Annotated in this window: 17 protein-coding genes; 2 read left to right on the top strand and 15 right to left on the bottom strand. The window is 43.7% G+C overall.

Annotated elements, in window-relative coordinates; genetic code table 11:
- Positions 1-17: 17 nt before the first annotated feature.
- From nspC to G9G54_RS02725, 7 genes are all read right to left on the bottom strand, one after another.
- The gene (gene nspC / locus G9G54_RS02695) at positions 18-1,157 is read right to left on the bottom strand and encodes a carboxynorspermidine decarboxylase (protein ID WP_069079886.1); all 1,140 of its coding nucleotides are present in this window, start codon (positions 1,155-1,157) and stop codon (positions 18-20) included.
- Between the two features lie 8 nt (positions 1,158-1,165).
- The gene (locus G9G54_RS02700; protein ID WP_013309649.1) at positions 1,166-2,365 is read right to left on the bottom strand and encodes a saccharopine dehydrogenase family protein; all 1,200 of its coding nucleotides are present in this window, start codon (positions 2,363-2,365) and stop codon (positions 1,166-1,168) included.
- Positions 2,366-2,680: 315 nt separating this feature from the next.
- Positions 2,681-2,941: a bacteriocin immunity protein gene (locus tag G9G54_RS02705; protein WP_165175914.1), complete on the bottom strand. Its 261-nt coding sequence runs from the start codon at positions 2,939-2,941 to the stop codon at positions 2,681-2,683.
- A 156-nt stretch (positions 2,942-3,097) separates the two neighbouring features.
- Positions 3,098-4,978, bottom strand: a complete 1,881-nt coding sequence (gene htpG, locus G9G54_RS02710) for a molecular chaperone HtpG (protein ID WP_165175916.1) — start codon at positions 4,976-4,978, stop codon at positions 3,098-3,100.
- A 180-nt stretch (positions 4,979-5,158) separates the two neighbouring features.
- On the bottom strand, positions 5,159-5,782 hold the full coding sequence (locus G9G54_RS02715) for an SMI1/KNR4 family protein (protein ID WP_165175918.1): 624 nt from the start codon (positions 5,780-5,782) through the stop codon (positions 5,159-5,161).
- Positions 5,783-5,937: 155 nt separating this feature from the next.
- Positions 5,938-7,251: a PQQ-binding-like beta-propeller repeat protein gene (locus G9G54_RS02720; protein ID WP_165175920.1), complete on the bottom strand. Its 1,314-nt coding sequence runs from the start codon at positions 7,249-7,251 to the stop codon at positions 5,938-5,940.
- 51 nt (positions 7,252-7,302) lie between these two features.
- Positions 7,303-7,776 carry a DUF7716 domain-containing protein gene (locus G9G54_RS02725; RefSeq protein ID WP_165175922.1) on the bottom strand — a complete coding sequence of 158 codons (474 nt, stop codon included), beginning with the start codon at positions 7,774-7,776 and terminating at the stop codon, positions 7,303-7,305.
- Between the two features lie 132 nt (positions 7,777-7,908).
- On the opposite strand from G9G54_RS02725, the gene G9G54_RS02730 reads away from it, so the two are divergent.
- Complete coding sequence (locus G9G54_RS02730; RefSeq protein ID WP_165175924.1) at positions 7,909-9,039, top strand: phosphodiester glycosidase family protein; 1,131 nt, start codon at positions 7,909-7,911, stop codon at positions 9,037-9,039.
- Between the two features lie 130 nt (positions 9,040-9,169).
- Here G9G54_RS02730 and G9G54_RS02735 read toward each other — a convergent pair whose 3' ends face one another.
- The 3 genes from G9G54_RS02735 to G9G54_RS25340 form a co-directional block, all read right to left on the bottom strand.
- A complete protein-coding gene (locus G9G54_RS02735) occupies positions 9,170-9,616 on the bottom strand; it encodes a DUF6386 family protein (RefSeq protein ID WP_238807656.1) in 447 nt (148 codons plus the stop codon).
- Between the two features lie 223 nt (positions 9,617-9,839).
- Positions 9,840-9,938, bottom strand: a complete 99-nt coding sequence (locus G9G54_RS25335; RefSeq protein ID WP_014599622.1) for a hypothetical protein — start codon at positions 9,936-9,938, stop codon at positions 9,840-9,842.
- A 100-nt stretch (positions 9,939-10,038) separates the two neighbouring features.
- Positions 10,039-10,266 (bottom strand): hypothetical protein, encoded by a 228-nt coding sequence (locus G9G54_RS25340; RefSeq protein WP_238807658.1) that lies wholly within the window; start codon positions 10,264-10,266, stop codon positions 10,039-10,041.
- Positions 10,267-10,657: 391 nt separating this feature from the next.
- On the opposite strand from G9G54_RS25340, the gene G9G54_RS02745 reads away from it, so the two are divergent.
- On the top strand, positions 10,658-10,996 hold the full coding sequence (locus tag G9G54_RS02745; protein WP_165175930.1) for a helix-turn-helix domain-containing protein: 339 nt from the start codon (positions 10,658-10,660) through the stop codon (positions 10,994-10,996).
- A 199-nt stretch (positions 10,997-11,195) separates the two neighbouring features.
- On the opposite strand, the gene G9G54_RS26190 is transcribed toward G9G54_RS02745, so the two are convergent.
- From G9G54_RS26190 to G9G54_RS02770, 5 genes are all read right to left on the bottom strand, one after another.
- Positions 11,196-11,720 carry a DUF1036 domain-containing protein gene (locus tag G9G54_RS26190; RefSeq protein ID WP_445667607.1) on the bottom strand — a complete coding sequence of 175 codons (525 nt, stop codon included), beginning with the start codon at positions 11,718-11,720 and terminating at the stop codon, positions 11,196-11,198.
- 263 nt (positions 11,721-11,983) lie between these two features.
- Positions 11,984-13,123 (bottom strand): 5-methyltetrahydropteroyltriglutamate--homocysteine S-methyltransferase, encoded by a 1,140-nt coding sequence (locus G9G54_RS02755; RefSeq protein WP_025719664.1) that lies wholly within the window; start codon positions 13,121-13,123, stop codon positions 11,984-11,986.
- A gap of 123 nt (positions 13,124-13,246) precedes the next feature.
- On the bottom strand, positions 13,247-14,149 hold the full coding sequence (locus G9G54_RS02760) for a LysR family transcriptional regulator (RefSeq protein ID WP_165175932.1): 903 nt from the start codon (positions 14,147-14,149) through the stop codon (positions 13,247-13,249).
- Between the two features lie 172 nt (positions 14,150-14,321).
- Positions 14,322-15,731, bottom strand: a complete 1,410-nt coding sequence (locus tag G9G54_RS02765) for a glycoside hydrolase family 1 protein (protein WP_165175934.1) — start codon at positions 15,729-15,731, stop codon at positions 14,322-14,324.
- Positions 15,732-15,806: 75 nt separating this feature from the next.
- Entirely contained in the window at positions 15,807-17,687 is a 1,881-nt protein-coding gene (locus G9G54_RS02770; protein ID WP_165175936.1) for a beta-glucoside-specific PTS transporter subunit IIABC, read from the bottom strand.
- Positions 17,688-17,784 lie beyond the last annotated feature (97 nt).

A 17,784-nucleotide genomic window follows, 5' to 3' on the forward strand; every position in this document is an offset into this window, starting at 1 on the left:
ATATTAGTAACCTTTTCTTACGACAAACGCGAGCTAAAGTCCTCGTAGGAGAACTGACGGATTACCTTGATGCCTTCTTCGTCGTTGTAGCTGGCGATGGCTGGCAGGTTGACTCCGTTGAACATGTGGTTTTTGACCATCGTGTAATGGGCCATGTCGCAGAATACAAGCTTGTCTCCCGGCTTCAATGGCTCTTTAAAGGAATAGTCTCCAATCACATCTCCAGCCAAGCACGTAAGCCCACCAAGTCTGTAAGTATGTGCATACTCGCCAGGCTGGCCTGCATCGATGATATTCGGGCGATATGGCATAGCCAGCACGTCAGGCATATGACATTCAGCCGAAGTATCCAGAATGGCAATATCCATTCCGTTTTTCATCGTATCCAATACGGTAGCCACCAGATATCCAGTATTCAAAGCAATAGCTTCGCCTGGCTCCAGATAAACCTGCACACCATATTTATCCTGAAAATATTGAATACAGCGTACCAGCGTGTCCAGATCATAGTCTTCTCTGGTAATATGGTGACCGCCGCCGAAATTGAGCCATTTCATGTTCTTAATGTATGGCCCGAATTTCTCATCCACGACTTTAATGGTGCGCTCCAGCGTATCTGAATTCTGTTCACACATCGTATGAAAATGAATACCATCCACGCCATCCAGATCCTCAGGTCTAAAGTTAGCCAGGGTCACACCCATTCTGGAGTTGTTGTAGCAAGGATCATACAACGGCGTTTCGATTTCCGAATATTCCGGATTAACTCGAATGCCGATGTCGATTTTTTTGGAAGTTACGCCTTGCACTCTGCTTTTGTAGCGTTTCAGTTGATCAAAGGAGTTGAAAACAATATGGTCAACATATTCCAATAGCTCATCAAATTCACTGTCTACATAAGCAGGTGCGTATACGTGAACTTCCTTGTCCATTTTTTCGCGACCGAGTCTGGCCTCGAACAACGAACTGGAGGTTACGCCTTTTAAATATTTGCCAACCAGAGGAAAGGTCGAAAACATCGAAAATCCCTTAAGAGCAAGCAAAATACTGCAGCCTGTCCGCTCTTGAACGGAATTTAAAACCTCAAGATTTTTGACAAGAAGTCTTTCGTCAACAAGATAACAAGGTGATGGAAGTCCTGTAATATCAATATTCATCGCAGGCCTCAATCAAGCAACGTTGGCGTAAAGTTCTCTTGCCATGGCAATCCGTGTTTATTTAGTGCTTCCATGAATGGATCTGGATCAAATTCCTCAACGTTGTAAACGCCTGGTTTTTTCCAGATACCTTTGATAATAAGCATTGCGCCGATCATAGCAGGAACACCAGTTGTGTAAGAAATGGCTTGGGAGCCAACTTCAGCATAACATTCCTCATGATCACAAACATTGTAAACATAATACGTTTTTGGTTTTCCATCTTTCACACCTTGGATGATGCAACCAATGTTCGTTTTGCCTTTTGTTCTTGGTCCCAGAGAAGCCGGGTCTGGCAAAATAGCTTTCAGGAATTGCAGTGGAATGATTTGTTGTCCTTCGTAATCAATAGGCTCGATCGAAGTCATGCCTACGTTTTGAAGTACATTCAAATGATTCAGATAATTGTCCGAGAACGTCATCCAGAAGCGGATTTTTTTCACGCCTTTAATATTCACTGCAAGAGATTCCAGTTCTTCATGGTACAAAAGATATATATTTTTCGGTCCAATTTCAGGAAGGTCGTATACCTTTTTCTCAGAAAGTGGCTCAGTTTCAATCCATTCTCCGTTTTCAAAGTAACGGCCCTTCGCCGTAATTTCACGAATATTGATTTCCGGATTAAAATTAGTTGCAAAAGGATATCCGTGGTCCCCTGCATTCGCATCCACAATATCAATCGTATGAATTTCATCAAAGTAGTGCTTTTGAGCATAAGCCGTAAATACTCCAGTTACGCCTGGATCAAAACCGCTGCCCAGCAGAGCTGTAATTCCTGCTTTTTCGAATCTTTCTTTGTAGGCCCATTGCCAGCTGTATTCAAACTTCGGCGTATCCGGCGGTTCATAGTTCGCCGTATCAACGTAATGAACACCTGTCTCAAGGCAAGCATCCATTATCGTCAAATCCTGATAAGGGAGAGCCACATTGATAACTACATCCGGTTGAAAGCTTCGAATCAAGTCAATGACCATGTCGGTGTTGTCAGCATCAAGCTGAGCCGTTTGGATCTTCGTACGACCTCCACCCAGCTTCTCTTTAAGCGCATCGCATTTCTCAACAGTTCTGCTTGCGATACAAATTTCTTCAAATACATCTGGGTTTTGGCAACATTTATGCACCACAACGCTGGCCACGCCACCGGCGCCAATAATCAATGCTTTTCCCAAAATAAATAACCTCCTTATTCCATACGCTAATCGCTAATCATTCTTGCAAACAAAATGATTATAAAGACATCCCACCAAATAATCAAGAAAAACGACAATTTGCTGTATCAAAATTCACAGGAACATGTCACAAAAACTTTACAAATCTCAAAATTAGGCATAAAAACTCCGTAAAGTGTGCAGAAAACAAACATTACCTCATACACTCCAGGGAAGTCAGCACGTATTTAACGGAAGTTTTTTTGAATCTAATGCTCATAGTCCTAAAGAGTTAATACTATCTTATTTCTAAACAAAAGACCACCCCTCCGCATCCTATGAAGAAGATTCATGGGGTGGTAAAATAATGGGCTGATAGCGTAATGCCTCATCTACGATCTCAGCTGCACTCAAGTCACGGTCATCCCAGTAGATCAAATTACTGATCCCCGGATGGAGCGTATTTTGCATCACTATGGTCAGCATACTGTCGATTTCCTCTTCTGTTCCCTCACCTCTGATGATTTTTTCCACTAACTCTATAAGCTCACTTCGCTCTAAATTTTGGAGTTCCTTTCTATCTCTATCCAGACTCATATAATTGCCCTCCTTTAATTGAGTATGATCGGCATTGTGTGGGCCCATCCCTTCTTCTGTAAGCGCTATATGACCTATTATGGAGATTTAAGAAGTGTTTATGATAAATAAAGCCGCCCCCAGTATGGGAACGGCTCTATACAATAATAAAGCTTGTTAAACCATGATTTTGCAAATATCGTTCGTGAATTCAACCGGATCTTGCAGTGGCAAGCCTTCGATCAGCAAAGCCTGATTATACAGTAATGCCGTATAGAGGTTTACCTTCTCCTTATCCTTGTCAAAAGCTTCTTTCAAAGAGTTGAACACCGCATGGTTTACGTTGATTTCCAGCACTTTATTCGCTTTGACATCGGCGTTATTAGGCATGGCGTTCAAGATTTTTTCCATCTCAATCGTCACTTCGCCGTCTGCGGACAGACATACCGGATGTGTCTTCAAGCGCTTGGAGGCTTTAACACTGGATACCTTGCCTTCCAGCAAGCCCTTCATGTACTCGAACAGCTCTTTGTTGTCGTTTTGTTCTGCTTCTGTTTCCTTCTCATTCTCGTCAGGCTCAATGCCCAGATCGCCGCTCGAAACAGATTTGAATTCTTTCTCTTTGTAGCTTAAGAGCATTTTAATAGCGAACTCATCAATATCATCGGTGAAGTACAGAATTTCGTAGCCTTTGTCAGCCACCATTTCGGTTTGCGGCAGTTTTTCAATACGCTCATTGGACTCCCCGGAAGCATAATAGATATACTTCTGATCTTCTGGCATACGCGATACGTATTCGTCCAAAGTAACCTGCTTTTTCTCTGTTGAAGAGTAAAACATGAGCAGATCTTGCAGAGTTTCTTTATGTCTGCCGTAATCGTTGTAGACACCAAATTTCAATTGTCTGCCAAATGATTTGTAGAACTGATCATATTTCTCCCGGTCATTTTTGAGCAAGGTTAGCAATTGGCCTTTGATTTTGCTTTCGATATTTTTGGCAATCAGTTTCAGCTGACGGTCATGCTGCAGCATTTCTCTGGAAATGTTGAGCGACAGGCTTTCGGAGTCGACCATACCTTTGACAAAGCTAAAATAATCCGGCAGCAGGTCAGGAGATTTTTCCATAATCAGCACACCGTTGGCATACAACTCCAGCCCTTTTTCATATTCCTTGGAGTAGAAATCAAACGGAATATTTTCAGGAATAAACAGAATAGCTTGGTACACTACCGCGCCATCCGCACTGACGTGGATATGCTGGAGCGGCTTGTCGTAGCCATAACGTTTTTCCGCGTAGAAATTTTGATAATCCTCGTCGGTCAGCTCGCTTTTGTTTTTTCTCCAGATAGGAACCATGCTGTTAATACGCTGTTCTTCTTCGTAATCCTCGAACTCGTTGTCGCTTCCCTCTTTCAGACGCTTGCCTGTAATATCCATTTTAATCGGATAGCGGATAAAGTCGGAGTATTTTTTAATCAGTGCTTTTAAACGATACTCGTCCAAATATTCATCGTAGGACTCATCTTCGGTGTTTGCCTTGATTTTCAGAACTATCTCGGTTCCAACCTCGTCCTTCTCAGCTGCCTCAATGGTATACCCGTCTGCACCTGTGGATTCCCATTTATATGCAGTATCGCTTCCCAAAGCCTTGGTAGTCACTGTAACCACATCGGCTACCATGAAAGCTGAATAGAAGCCGACGCCGAATTGACCGATGATGTCATGACCATCCTTGGATTCATTTTCATTTTTGAATGCCAGTGAACCACTTTTAGCAATAACACCCAGGTTATTTTCTAGTTCTTCCTTGGTCATACCAATCCCGGTATCACGCAGGGTTAGCGTTCTGTTATCCTTATCGGCAGTTACTTTGATATAATAATTTTCTTTGTCAAAGACCAGTTGATCATCCGTCAATGCTTTGTAATAAATTTTGTCAATCGCATCACTTGCATTGGAGATCAGCTCTCTTAGGAAAATTTCCTTTTGCGTGTAAATCGAGTTAATCATCATTTCGAGCAGACGCTTGGACTCAGCCTGAAACTGTTTTTTCTCCATTCGGATATCTCCTTTCAAATATGAACCTATGTAAGGCCAGCAGATATGAGCTATGCAAACGATTCTACTTTGTTAGCACTCCCATCTTTCGAGTGCTAGCCTACCTTTTTTATAACATTCCTCATTTTTTATGTCAATATCTCGGTTGGCTGAGCAGTAAAATTACATTTTAGGAAATCGCTAGTGTCTAATGTGCTTAAACATCACGTTAAACATTTCGACAGAGGAGGGAAACAGCCCCTGTACATGGGGAAGCAGATTACTCCTGATCCGCAGCTCATCCTCATCCAAATGCTGTAGGTCCTCATGAAAGAACCAAACAATAGGATAATCACCGTCCTTATGTCTGCTGCCTGCATTTAAACAAACGGGACCCTGGTCGTCCTCTGCTACTGCAAAAGGAATGTAGCCTGCTGACAACAAGGGTGACCACTGATCGATTAAATCATAAAATGCTTTTAAGCCCTGACCTACAGGCAGACGTGGGAACTCAACAAACGTACAATCGCTCCAGTATACTCCCGGGATGGACTCATTATCGAATTGTAAAGATACATAATGGTAGGACATGATAAAACTCCTTAGCAGGGGCGGCAGCTCAAAATGGTATTTTTCCTCCATCTCCCTAACTTCCTGTTCAGTAATCTGTGAAGGGAGAGGCTTCCACTTGATCCATCCCTCCTCATCGACATTCCCATCACGCATTTCAATCGGTACATTTTCTTCCACATCCATAAAAAAGGCTTCATCCATCTGAGCAAATAGTTCCTTCATGGATGTACGAATATCCGCTTTCTTGTCCATGTCTTCACACCTCTTTCCTCTCTATTCACATTTTGCATCATGGGTTAATGCCAAATGCCCTCTATCTGAAAATAGCATTTTAATCATGTGCTGCTACACTTTTTAAGTTCAGCTTATCAGAACTTGCTTTTATCACCATTTGCGGAATATTAGTATTACCAGCGCAAGGGCTCATAGTTCCGCCAGATCACCCAACGCGCTGTCTCGTGAATTGGAGCGGTGCCAATACTATATTCGTCCTTCGTGCCGCTCTGCAAATCAATCAAATGAAGCATACCGCCATACGTTCCAACCGCCAACATACCTTCATCAGGTGTAACTGCCAGCCCGGATATCGTACTGCCGACAAAATAGCGCCAAAGTTCACGACCCTCCCTGTCAATCAGACGGAGATAACCGTAGGCATCACCCAAAATAGCTCCTTGTGTCAGTGCTGTTGCAGCGTATACTCGCATTTCTTCATTCATCATCGGCCATTCTTCCTTATTCTGAGCCAGACCCTGCTCCACCTCAGCAATCGACACTTGAATGGTGGCGCCGTTGTAGAAATGACAGGCATTGTACCAGACGTCCAGATCATCTTTGGAAAATAGAGCATAATGCGGATAACTAGAACTTGGCTCCAATGTATGCACCGTCTTATCGGACAGATCCATAAGCATATGCTCACTCATCTGGCTACCGTAAGCAATCCAACGTCCATCCCTCGACACAGCTCCATGGGCCATATCCACAATCGTGTCTTCCAGCTCTAGTTCTTTTCGTTCAGACGCCTTGGGATGGATCAAATCCACCTGATCACCAGCCAGCAAATAAACGCCGTAACCGCAAACCAACAGAAGTCGCTGTCCATCGCCAAACGGAATCACTTCATCTAATATATCCTCAGGATGCTCCTCATCTCCCAAGCACTCCAGATCAGGAATGGATGCTTTTAAGCGTCCTTGTATATCCTTCCACTGAAAATGTGCTGTCTCTTCTCCTTGCAGATTTCGGTCCGGTTGACGAACAATACGAATCCCCTGTTCATCCACCAACGCAAAATAAGTCCCGTCCGGCGAACAGCCTACTCGATGCAGTCCGGGGATTTGCAAGATTCTATCTTTTCCCGTCACATAGACCGTCCCACGTTCCCGAGGATTGCCCGCATGTAGAATGACTTCATTGCCTCCATTCACAAAAGCTATTGGCCTAACGGCTTGCAAAGCCTCCTCGAACGCTGGTGTAAGCGGCCAAGACGCGGCTGGAATCTCTCGACGTAACTGCTCTATTTCACCAGCCTGATTCGCCTCCTGAATCATACGAAAAATATCTTTGGCCATCTTGGGGCGTTCGTCCTGGTTTGGCTCTGATTGCTCCTGCTGCCATTCACTTTCCATGCCGACTCTGACAAATTCATTCACATCTGCGGCATACCTTTTTCCTTCCTGTCGCCACTTTGCTGCCATTTCATGATTCAACCAACTCATTTGCTTCCCCCATCCAGTGTATGTATGCCCTGTTTGTTCTACAGGCTTTGTTCATTCTGTTAGGTGGTTTCTCACCTTTGTCAGCACAGACCACAGGTCTGTCACTGCCTTCACCTCTTCATAGTCCAGAAAGGCATCTCGTTTGTCATAGTATTTTACCGCTATAATCACCATCTGAAGCGTCACTGGCTGTCCAGCAGCCTTAAGGACTTCCACAATACTTTCGAAGGTCGCCAACTCAAACCAGGTTTGAACCTGACGATCCGGCACCCACTTGGGAATATACTCGTCCTGTTCGTTGGTTACGACTGTACCCTCCTCTGCACATTCCTCTAGCCAATGCTCATCCCAATAATAAATCGGTGTGTGAACAGGGTCTTGATCCCATTGATCCACATTCACATATAACCAGTTATTATGCAGTTGCCCCACGCTACGCACCAATTCCTGCAATCCTTCAAATACACGATAAGACGGGCGCTCTCTGCGACGGTAATCCTCAAGTCTTGTCTCATACCTGCTCATCTCCAACCTCCCGCTTCCTATACCAGCTAAACACTCAAAATTCGCATAACATACATTTACAACTTATAAAACCCGATATAATTACAAGCACCTCGTAAAGTGTCAAGACTACATAAGGAGATTGATCTATTCATGAAAAGAATCACCGCACTTGTTATCCTGTCCTTGCTATTACTGGTATCCCCGATCTACGCTGCTGCCCCAGCACCTATGCTGGTCTATGTGGACCAGAGTAACCACTCCTTCATCCCGCTTCGTCTTCTGAACAGCTATGAAGGGATCACATTCAATTTAACGGCAGCGGACAAAAAAATAGAAATTGCGCAAGGCAATACTCGGATCACCCTATTTGCCGGGAAATCTACTGCCAAAGTGAATGATCAAACGGTCCATTTGCAAAATGCTCCTTTTACCGATAACGGTTCGACCTATGTACCCTTGCAGTTCATCAGTCAATATCTAAACCTGCAAGTCTCATGGCAAAAGGAAACCTCAGCTGTACGCATTAAGCAAGGTGCAAAGTCCGTCACGCTTCCGGTACATACTGGCAAGTTACCCGGAAACACTACACCCATTACGACAGCTCATAAAAGCTTCAAGGTCGGGTCTCGTACATTTTCCGCTAAGGTGGTCACCATCTCTATGCTCCATCCCAAGGTAAGCCTGGACGTGGCACTGGCAGGCGATTCCATTGGTAAAGTGGAAGACTTAAGTAGTCTCGCCAAACGTAACCAAGCGGTTGTAGCCATCAATGGTACATTCTTTGACGCCTATACCAAAAGTTCCTACAAAACGCCTTACGGCTATCTGGTCAGCCATGGAAAGATGTTGAAAAAAAGCTCCGGCGACCAACGGACGGTCTTCACCTACGATGCCAACCATTTATCCGAGCTAATGTCGGGTTCTGCCTTTGAACAACGCTTAAGCCAAGGCAGTGTCGAAGGTGCCCTTCAAGCCGGGCCTCGTCTGGTCACGAACGGTCAGGTTTCCCTAAATGTCAAAGCCGAAGGCTTCAAGGACCCTAAAATATTAACAGGCGGCGGCGCCCGCAGCGCACTCGGGATAAGTCGGGATCATAAGCTAATCCTCCTAACCACAAGTGGAGCGACTATACCGCAGCTCGCCCAAATGATGAAGCAGGCCGGCGCTTATCAAGCCATGAATCTGGACGGCGGTGCTTCCAGCGGGCTGTATTACAACGGCTCCTACCTCACCACACCCGGCCGCCAAATCAGCAATGCCATTATTGTAAAGTATCAATAGACAGATAAAGGGCTGTCTTCACGGATGTGTAAGCCGTGGGGATAGCCTTTTATCCATTTTCCTGGTTTCGGATGTTCCTGCTTCCACCTGTTCAGGCGGCTTGTATGGGCCGCTACGGGTTGCCTGCAACCTACAATCGAATCAGACCTGTAAAGCTATTGCTGCCTTCGCTTCCTTTTTTTAAAGAAAGATAAATACGATTGTCTTCTCTGCTCGCCAAGCATTCATAAAATCCCGGTTGCACAGAAAGGAACGTCCCTCCCCATACGCATTCAGGCTCCAGTCCACCACTTGTGGCTTCCTCCCCTGCTCCAATAAATAGGTTGCCTGAGGGAACCTTCAAAAACAGTCGTACAGCAGGCTTGTCAATATGATCTGTCATCAAAACCTCATAGGTCCCGTCGGCTCCCAGATTCAAAAAAGCTACATTTCCCGCATTCAACTCGCCCAGCTCGTCCTCTTCGATGGACCACCAATCCGGATCATCGTCCAAACGATGCTTAAGAGCTTGCGTATCAAATAAGCAAAGAGTCGCCGTGTCTGTCGTAAATTGAAATGGACTGCTTGCCATATTCATCATGCGATCCTCCTGATTTTGGTCAACGAATTTCTGTTTTTCCACGTCTTACGCTATCCGTATTGCCATATATTTGAGGGAAAATCTCCCTGTATGTAAAGTATAACAATGCTTGCAGGGCCAGACAACATGTTGGGCTAACACCTATTCTGCATAAAAAGCCCTCCCTCACGATGTCGTGAAAGAAGGCCGATTTGTGGATTTAAGCGATGCTAACCTGCTGTTAGATCAGAAAAGACTTAGTAATAATTACCAACAAAATGAACAATACCAAAATCGCTCCTGTGGATGTCCATGCTCCACCGTAACCTACTTCACCCATGTCTGAATCCCTCCTTGCGTTAAAGCTTACTCTTATCGTATGAAGAAAAGCGGATAACGACAGGGCGAATCGGCAAGTTTATTTGCCATGGAAGGACTACTCAGAAAATGGACTGATACGTTTGAGATAGATCGCTAATGACTCTGGATGACAACTGGCAGAGAATGTCGTCCGTTCTTCGCAGCAGCCTGCTCACATCCTTGTGCTTCATCTTTTGAAGGAGAGAGCTTTCTAGCTGAGATGAAAGAAATTGAGTGGTGCCTATAAATACAACAACATCCAATCCCGGGTTGGTTTCGGTATGTAATAAGTGCAGCAGATCAGTCATAGACAGTAATCCGGGAGGGAAACGGCTGTTGTTTTCTTTCATATATAGTGCTTTTAACATGGAGGTCAAAGCCCAGTCACATAGGATAATGCAGCATTGGACTTGATTGTGCTTGTACAGGATTTGGGCTAGTTTCATGTGGTATTGGGATAGAGTGTGAAAATCCGTTATTGAATGATGTAGGTGTTGTGAGGGTCTGGACGGTTGAGTGGGACTTGGAATAAAGGTAGAAGGAGCTTCTTTCATATCTATTCCTCCAGAGAATTTAAAGAATAGTCTTATTATACTCTAAAATAATACTTATAGATATTATTATTATTTATTATATTCATTATTCAATGTTTTCATTTGGATATCTTGTCTACACTTTTAGAATAGTGAGGTGTAGACGATGGAAGATAAAGAAGTTCTTAAATTAGTGGGTGCCAGAATACGTGCTTTGCGAAAAGAAAAAGGATTGTCTCAGGAGTCGCTTGGGGAAAAAGGTGGATTCCATTTTTCATACATAGGGCAGATTGAGCGTGGAGAAAAAAACGTATCTTTAATAAATATAGCTAAAATTGCTAATGCACTGGATGTTAATTTGATTCAGCTTTTTGCTTATGTAAATGAGGATATTAAGGTTACAAAGCATGAAACTGATATACAAGAAATCGTAAAAATACTCCAAAAATCGAGTCCAGAGAAAGTACGCTTGGCGAGGAATGTGATACGGGAGATTACAAATTAAAAGGATTTTTTAGCAAAAATAAAGGAGCCACCTTTAGTTAACAAGGCAGTTCCTATTGCACTATTGTTTTACGTAAGTTCAATACCCTATCGAAAATTAAATTAACATATATATATCCAGTATTAACTTAATTTCAAGTTTCTTATATAAAAGCGCGAATCGAATACGAAATTGCAAAGGATTTCCCGCCATTATGAAATTATTGGCTTCTAGGTAGTTTCTTGCGGTCATTCAATTTAGATTTTCTTTTTACCCTTTTTGTGGGCAATACCATACGAACATTTTTTAGCTTCGTTTTTCTTTGAGCACTATTTGTAATAAGGTTGACTGTAAAGTTCACGAAACCGCGTTGGATGTTAAGTGTTTTAAAACCAACTCTTCTGCAATTATTGCATAGATTACCATTAATATTCCAGATCCAACATCCACTGAAGTTATAATTAGGAACATGTATGGGAAAACTACCTGACCACACAAGATTTCTTGATACGCTCTCAGCGTAATAATATATTGTTCTATCCCCTACGTTGCCAGTAACAACTTCCCTCGTTTGACCAGGCGCCAGACGGTACCAGGTAGACAATATACCCGTTTGTCCCACAAAGACAAACCCACACCTACTCGCGTGATAGAAAATGGCTACCTGTACGGTAGAATTGGTGCTGTTTCGAAAATAAAGACTCATTTTTTTGTCACTCCCTCTTAATACCATTCTACAATCCATTGTATGCAAGAGTTGTAAATAGGAAGTGGACAAACATAAAAGAGTCTTAGCCTTTTTTAGGATACTCAGAGATTATGCTTTTTTAGAGTTTCCCGCCATCAGTTTAGCGAAACCATATGACCATGTTGTTTATGTTATAGAATTCAATCAAAAGAAAACCCCCACCTAATCTTGTAAAGATCAAAAAACACGTCCATATATGACGTGTTTTTCAATAAAATATCCTTAACTAATAGAACCTTTTAAATATCCTAAACCAAACCTTACTTCCAAATCTCGTCCGCAATTTCTTTAATGAAAGCAAGCTTTTTCCACTGCTGCTCTTCTGTCAGAATATTGCCCTCTTCTGTCGAAGCGAAGCCGCATTGTGGGCTGAGGCAGATATGGTTGATGTCCACGAATTGAGTCGCTTCCTTAATGCGGTTAATGACCGTCTGCTTGTCTTCAAGTTCACCTGTTTTGGAGGAAACGAGGCCCAGTACGACCTGCTTTTGATCTTTCAGATGCTTAAGCGGTGTGAAATCACCTGCACGGTCGGTATCGAATTCGAGATAGTAGCCGTCGATGTTGTCGATGCCGAACAGGGTTTCGGCTACAGGCTCATAGCCGCCAGAAGATGCCCAGGTGGAATGGTAGTTACCACGGCATACGTGAGTCGTAACGACCAAATCGGCTGGAAGATCCTTCACCGTTTCCTGATTCACACGGGCAAACAGCTTTTTGGTATCTTCCACATTTTCACCTGCATGCTGTCTAGCTTCCCAATAGTTTTTATCACAGAGCATCCCCCATGTGCAATCATCCAGTTGCAAGCTGCGGCAGCCCTCATTGTACAACGCTTGAATCACGGATTTGTAGGCTTTGGCGATATCCGTCACCAGTTCATCCAGATTGCTGTAATACGTATCGGTTGTTTCTTTATTCTCTCCGCGCAACAGCTCGGCTAGGAACTGTGCAGGTGCCGGGATCGTTTGGCGCGCGATGGCATCCTCACCTGCTACTTGCTTCAGGAATTTGAAATCTTCAATGAAAGGATGACGGGAATGTCCGATTTTACCGGACAAGCGTGCGGTTTCCGCTCTTGTTTCCACACCTTGGAATTGGTAGCCGTTCGAAAGCTGTACCTTTTCCACGCCGTCCAGACCCCACATAAAATCAAGATGCCACCAGGAGCGTCTGAATTCACCGTCTGTCACGGCTTGAAGTCCTACGGATTTTTGCTTTTCCACTAGCTTGATAATTTCGTTATCTTCAATCTTTCTCAGCTCGTCCGCAGAGATTTCATTATTTTGAAATTGAATTCTGGCGTCTTTAATCGCTTGCGGGCGCAAAAAGCTGCCGACCATATCATGTCTAAAAGGGGTGACTTTACGTTGGGATGCATTGTCAAGGATGCTGCTCATTAGGGTTATCTCCTTTTTCGCTTCTATAGTGAAGTTCTTGTAAGAAAGATAACATACATTTTCAGTTATAAGGTAACTCCAATAAACTATAGCTAGTTATAGCCTAAGGCTATACCCAACCTTTTATTCCCCTATCGCCTCATGCAACGCTTCTACATAGATGGTAGCCAGCTTGGAGAGCGCAGCGTTTTTATGGCAAATCCATCCCACATTAATAGACTCATCACATTCCAGAGGGACGGAAATAATGTCGTTACCGTTCAGATCCGCACTGATCACCCCGGTAGAAATCGTATAGCCGTTCAAGCCAATGAGCAAATTAAAAAGGGTCGCCCGGTCATGGACACGAATGCTTTTGGGATGTGACAACGTACTGAGAATCTCCTCGGAAAAGTGAAAGGAATTGTACTCCCCTTGCTCAAAGGACAGATACGGGTAGGGATGAAGCTGATCAATGGTCACGATGGACTGTCGGGATAGCGGATTATTGGCACTGATAAAAATGTGTGGCTTGGCCGTAAACAGGCTATTGAATTGCAGATTCGCATCTTTTAGCAGCTTGTTAATGACCTTGGCGTTAAATTCGTTCAGATACAGGATTCCAATCTCACTGCGCAGGCTTTTGACATCCTGTATGATTTCATGGGTTTTGGTCTCTCGTAAAGCCAGTTCATACTCTTCTTGACCATATTGATTCACCAGATTCACAAATGCATTTACAGCAAAAGCGTAATGCTGCGTGGACACAGCAAAATGCTGTGGTGAAGGCTTGGCATCCAGATAGCGACTTTCCAGCAGCTCCGCCTGCTCAACGACCTGACGTGCATAACCGAGGAATTCCACGCCTTCCTTGGACAAAGAAATTCCCTTATTGGTACGCTCAAAAATGGTGATATGAATTTCTTCCTCCAAATCGCGAATCGCGTTCGACAGACTGGGCTGGGAAATGAACAACCGCTTCGCAGCCTCATTCATGGAGCCACGATTGGCAACCTCAATGACATATTTTAATTGTTGTAAGGTCAATGCATGATGTCCTTTCCGTTTGTGTTTCTTCTATTATATAATCACACTTCTGGAAAAGGGATAGTTGTTGCTTAAATGAAATCAACCTCTCCCCCTAAGGTTTAAAAAATATAAACACCTCCCTAAATGAAAATCTTCCATTCAGGGAGGTGCTCTAGTTATGATACTTTAATTAACGAATTTCACCGTTTGTGGAGATCAGCTTTTGATACCAATAGAAGCTTTGTTTACGAATACGACGCAGATCCTTGAGATCAAACTCCTCACGATCCACATAGATAAACCCGTAACGTTTGCTGGAGCCCTGATGGGTACTAACAAGGTCAATCGCAGACCACGGACAGAAGCCGAATACTTCTACACCGTCTGTAATAGCCAGTTGAATCTGCTCGATATGTTTCTTGAAAAAGTCAATACGATAAGGATCATTCACTACATCCCCTTCTTCAAGCTTGTCAAAAGCGCCCAGGCCGTTCTCTGTTACGATTAAAGGCAAGTGGTAGCGAGAATAAATTTGTCGTAATGTGGTTCTAAAACCGACCGGATCAATCTCCCAACCAAACTCCGTCGTTTGCAGATTGGGGTTGACGGAACCTCGATATGCTCCAGGTTCACCCACAATTTCATGCTGATCACCTGTATGTGAAAAATCATTTCCGTCATCTAAACTTTCTCCTACGGTTTGAGAGGTATAATAATTAAATGCGATAAAGTCCGGGTTTCCCTTCGCTAAAATGTCCATATCCCCTTCTTCAATGACAGGCTCATAGCCTTTCTCGACCAAATAGCTCCACGCAATGTGATTGTAACGGCCAAATACAGCCATATCCAGATAGAGCCAGTTACGAATCGCTGCATAGTTATCAGCCGCCAGTGTATCTTCCGGCTTGGAACTGGCTGGATAGATAACCCCGATATTCGGCGCTGGTCCAATTTTCGCGTCAGGTAGCATTTCATGGCACAATACCATCGCTTTCGCCTGCGCGACTAACATATGATGATTTTGTTGGTACAGTACCTTTTGCGGATTTTCCAGACTTGTATCTAATGTGCCAATAGAACCGGGATGGAGAATCAGCATGTTCTGCTCATTAATGGTTAACCAATATTTCACCCTGTCTCCAAAGTTCTCAAACAATGTTTTGGCATACTGTTCGAAGGCATCAATCGTCTCCCTCTTCGACCAACCGCCTTGTTGTTCAAGAGCATAAGGCAGATCAAAATGATACATAGTAACAATCGGTTCAATCCCGTATTTGATTAGTTCGTCAATTAATGAGCTGTAAAACGCGATTCCCTTCTGATTAACTTCACCTGCGCCCTGGGGATAAATACGTGTCCAAGCAATAGAGAAACGATATGCTTTAAAGCCCATTTCAGCCATCAGAGCTACGTCTTCTTTGAACATATGGTAATGATCACTGGTTACCTTAAAATCAGTGACCCCTTCGACGTGATTAGCCATGTCAATGACAGAGGGTCCTTTTCCATCTTCGTCCCATGCACCCTCTACTTGATAAGCAGAAGTGGAACCTCCCCAGAAAAAATTTTCAGGAAATGCCTTCAATTGATTATGTTTCATGATCTAGTCCCTCCAGTATAGTTATATCCTTCTGATGTTCGCAATTTATGTGTGTAATGATGATGCTTGCCAGTATCACACAACCAAGGTTAACAATACTTCATTTTTTTGAATCTGCTCCTGATTTGTCTCAAATACATCCACTTTATGTTTCGTGAGTGTGACGATGACAGGCGTTACGATTTCGTATCCTGCTTCTATGATCTGTTCCCTGTCAAACTGGATTAGCAAATCGCCCTGTTTCACGCTGTCGCCTTCTTTAACCACTGGATTAAAATGCTTCCCTTTCAGCGCAACGGTGTTAATTCCGATATGAATTAATATCTCTGTACCCGCATTGGAAGTCAATCCTATGGCATGTCCTGTGGGGAACAGCGAGGTTACGACTCCATCTATTGGCGCTACAACCTCACCCACAGACGGTTCAATAGCTAACCCTTTTCCCATAGCCCCTGTAGAAAATGCAGAATCATTCACTTGACTCAATGGTGTGATCCTGCCTGTGATCGGGCTGTATATCGTTTCTTTCTTGATATCAACGACCTTGGTTGCTGTAACAACAGGCTCTGGTTCTGCTGTTTTCACGGATTCAACTGTTTCTGGGGCCTCCCCCTTCACCTTGCTTTCATACCCAAAAATAAGGGTTAGTACGGTTGCTGCCGCGAATGAGCAGGCAATGGCAATCACGTAAACCAAGGTTGGCGTATATACTGGAATCGCAAAAATGTTGTGAAACACATAAGCCGTCATTTTCACCCCAAAATGTCCATTGATAGCTCCGCCAAGAGCGCCTGCGATAATGACAATCGGAATGACACGTTTATAACGAAGCACCAGACCATACACAATCGGCTCTGTCACACCAGCCAGCAATCCTGTAATACTCGTGGAACCGGCAAGAGTTCTAAGTGTTTTATCTTTTCTCGCCTTCAGGAAGATACCAAATGCGACACCAATTTGAGCAAATACAGCTGCTGCAGCCATCGCCTCAATCGGATCACCGCCAACACCGATATTTTGAATCGTAATAGGTGTAAAACCCCAGTGAAGTCCGAAGACGACCATAAAGGTCATAAAACCGCCAAGAACAATCCCTGACAAAATGCCACTTACACCGATTAACCATGTCACACCTGAAGAAATCCAATCTCCTACCCCTGTACCGAAAGGTCCGAAAACCATCGCAGATAGTGGAACCATAATCATTAAAGCCAGCATCGGAACTAAAAATAGTTGTAAATCCTTAAGAATGATCTTCTTCAAAAACTTATCCACCAACGCATAGATGCTAATGGATATGAAAATCGGGAAAACACTGGCGGAGTAGTTCATCATGACTACCGGTATTCCTAAAAACGATACATCAGAGCCCTTGTCCATCAGTCCCGTAAAGTTGGGTTCCATGAGAGCTGCACCGATCACACCAGCTACATAAGGATTCGCCTTCAGCTTTATACCAAGCGTGATCCCAAGCAAAATCGGCAAAAAGTAAAACACAGCATTCCCTGCAGCAGACAGGATCATATAAGTATCACTTGTTGCAGACATCCATCCCAGCAGAGTCAGAACCGTCAGGAGTGCTTTTATCATCCCCGAGCCCGCCATCGCCGGAATCAACGGGGAGAAACTGCCCGAAATGACTTCAAAGATTGTGGATATAACCGATATTTTTTTACCACTGGATTCACTGGCTGCAGGGGAATTCGATCCAAAATCCCTGTTTTTCATAATCTCCGCATATACATAGGCAACATGGCTGCCAATAACAACTTGAAATTGTCCTCCGCTTTCAACAACGGTAATGATCCCCTCGTGCTTCTCAAGCGCTTCTCTTTCGGCTTTTCGTGAATCCTTCAGGTCAAATCGGAGTCGTGTAGCACAGTGGACAAGCCCATTGATATTTTCTTCTCCTCCAACGAGACGTACGATGTCCTCGCCCATTTTCTTATGGTCCATGTTCATTCTCCTCTTGGGCAGATTGCCTGAAAACAAAAAAATACCTAAACGAAAGGCCTATATGATCAAAGAAAATGATCACTGCCATTCATTTAGG

This window comes from Paenibacillus sp. EKM212P, from assembly GCF_011066115.1.
Classification (GTDB): Bacteria; Bacillota; Bacilli; order Paenibacillales; family Paenibacillaceae; genus Paenibacillus; species Paenibacillus polymyxa_B.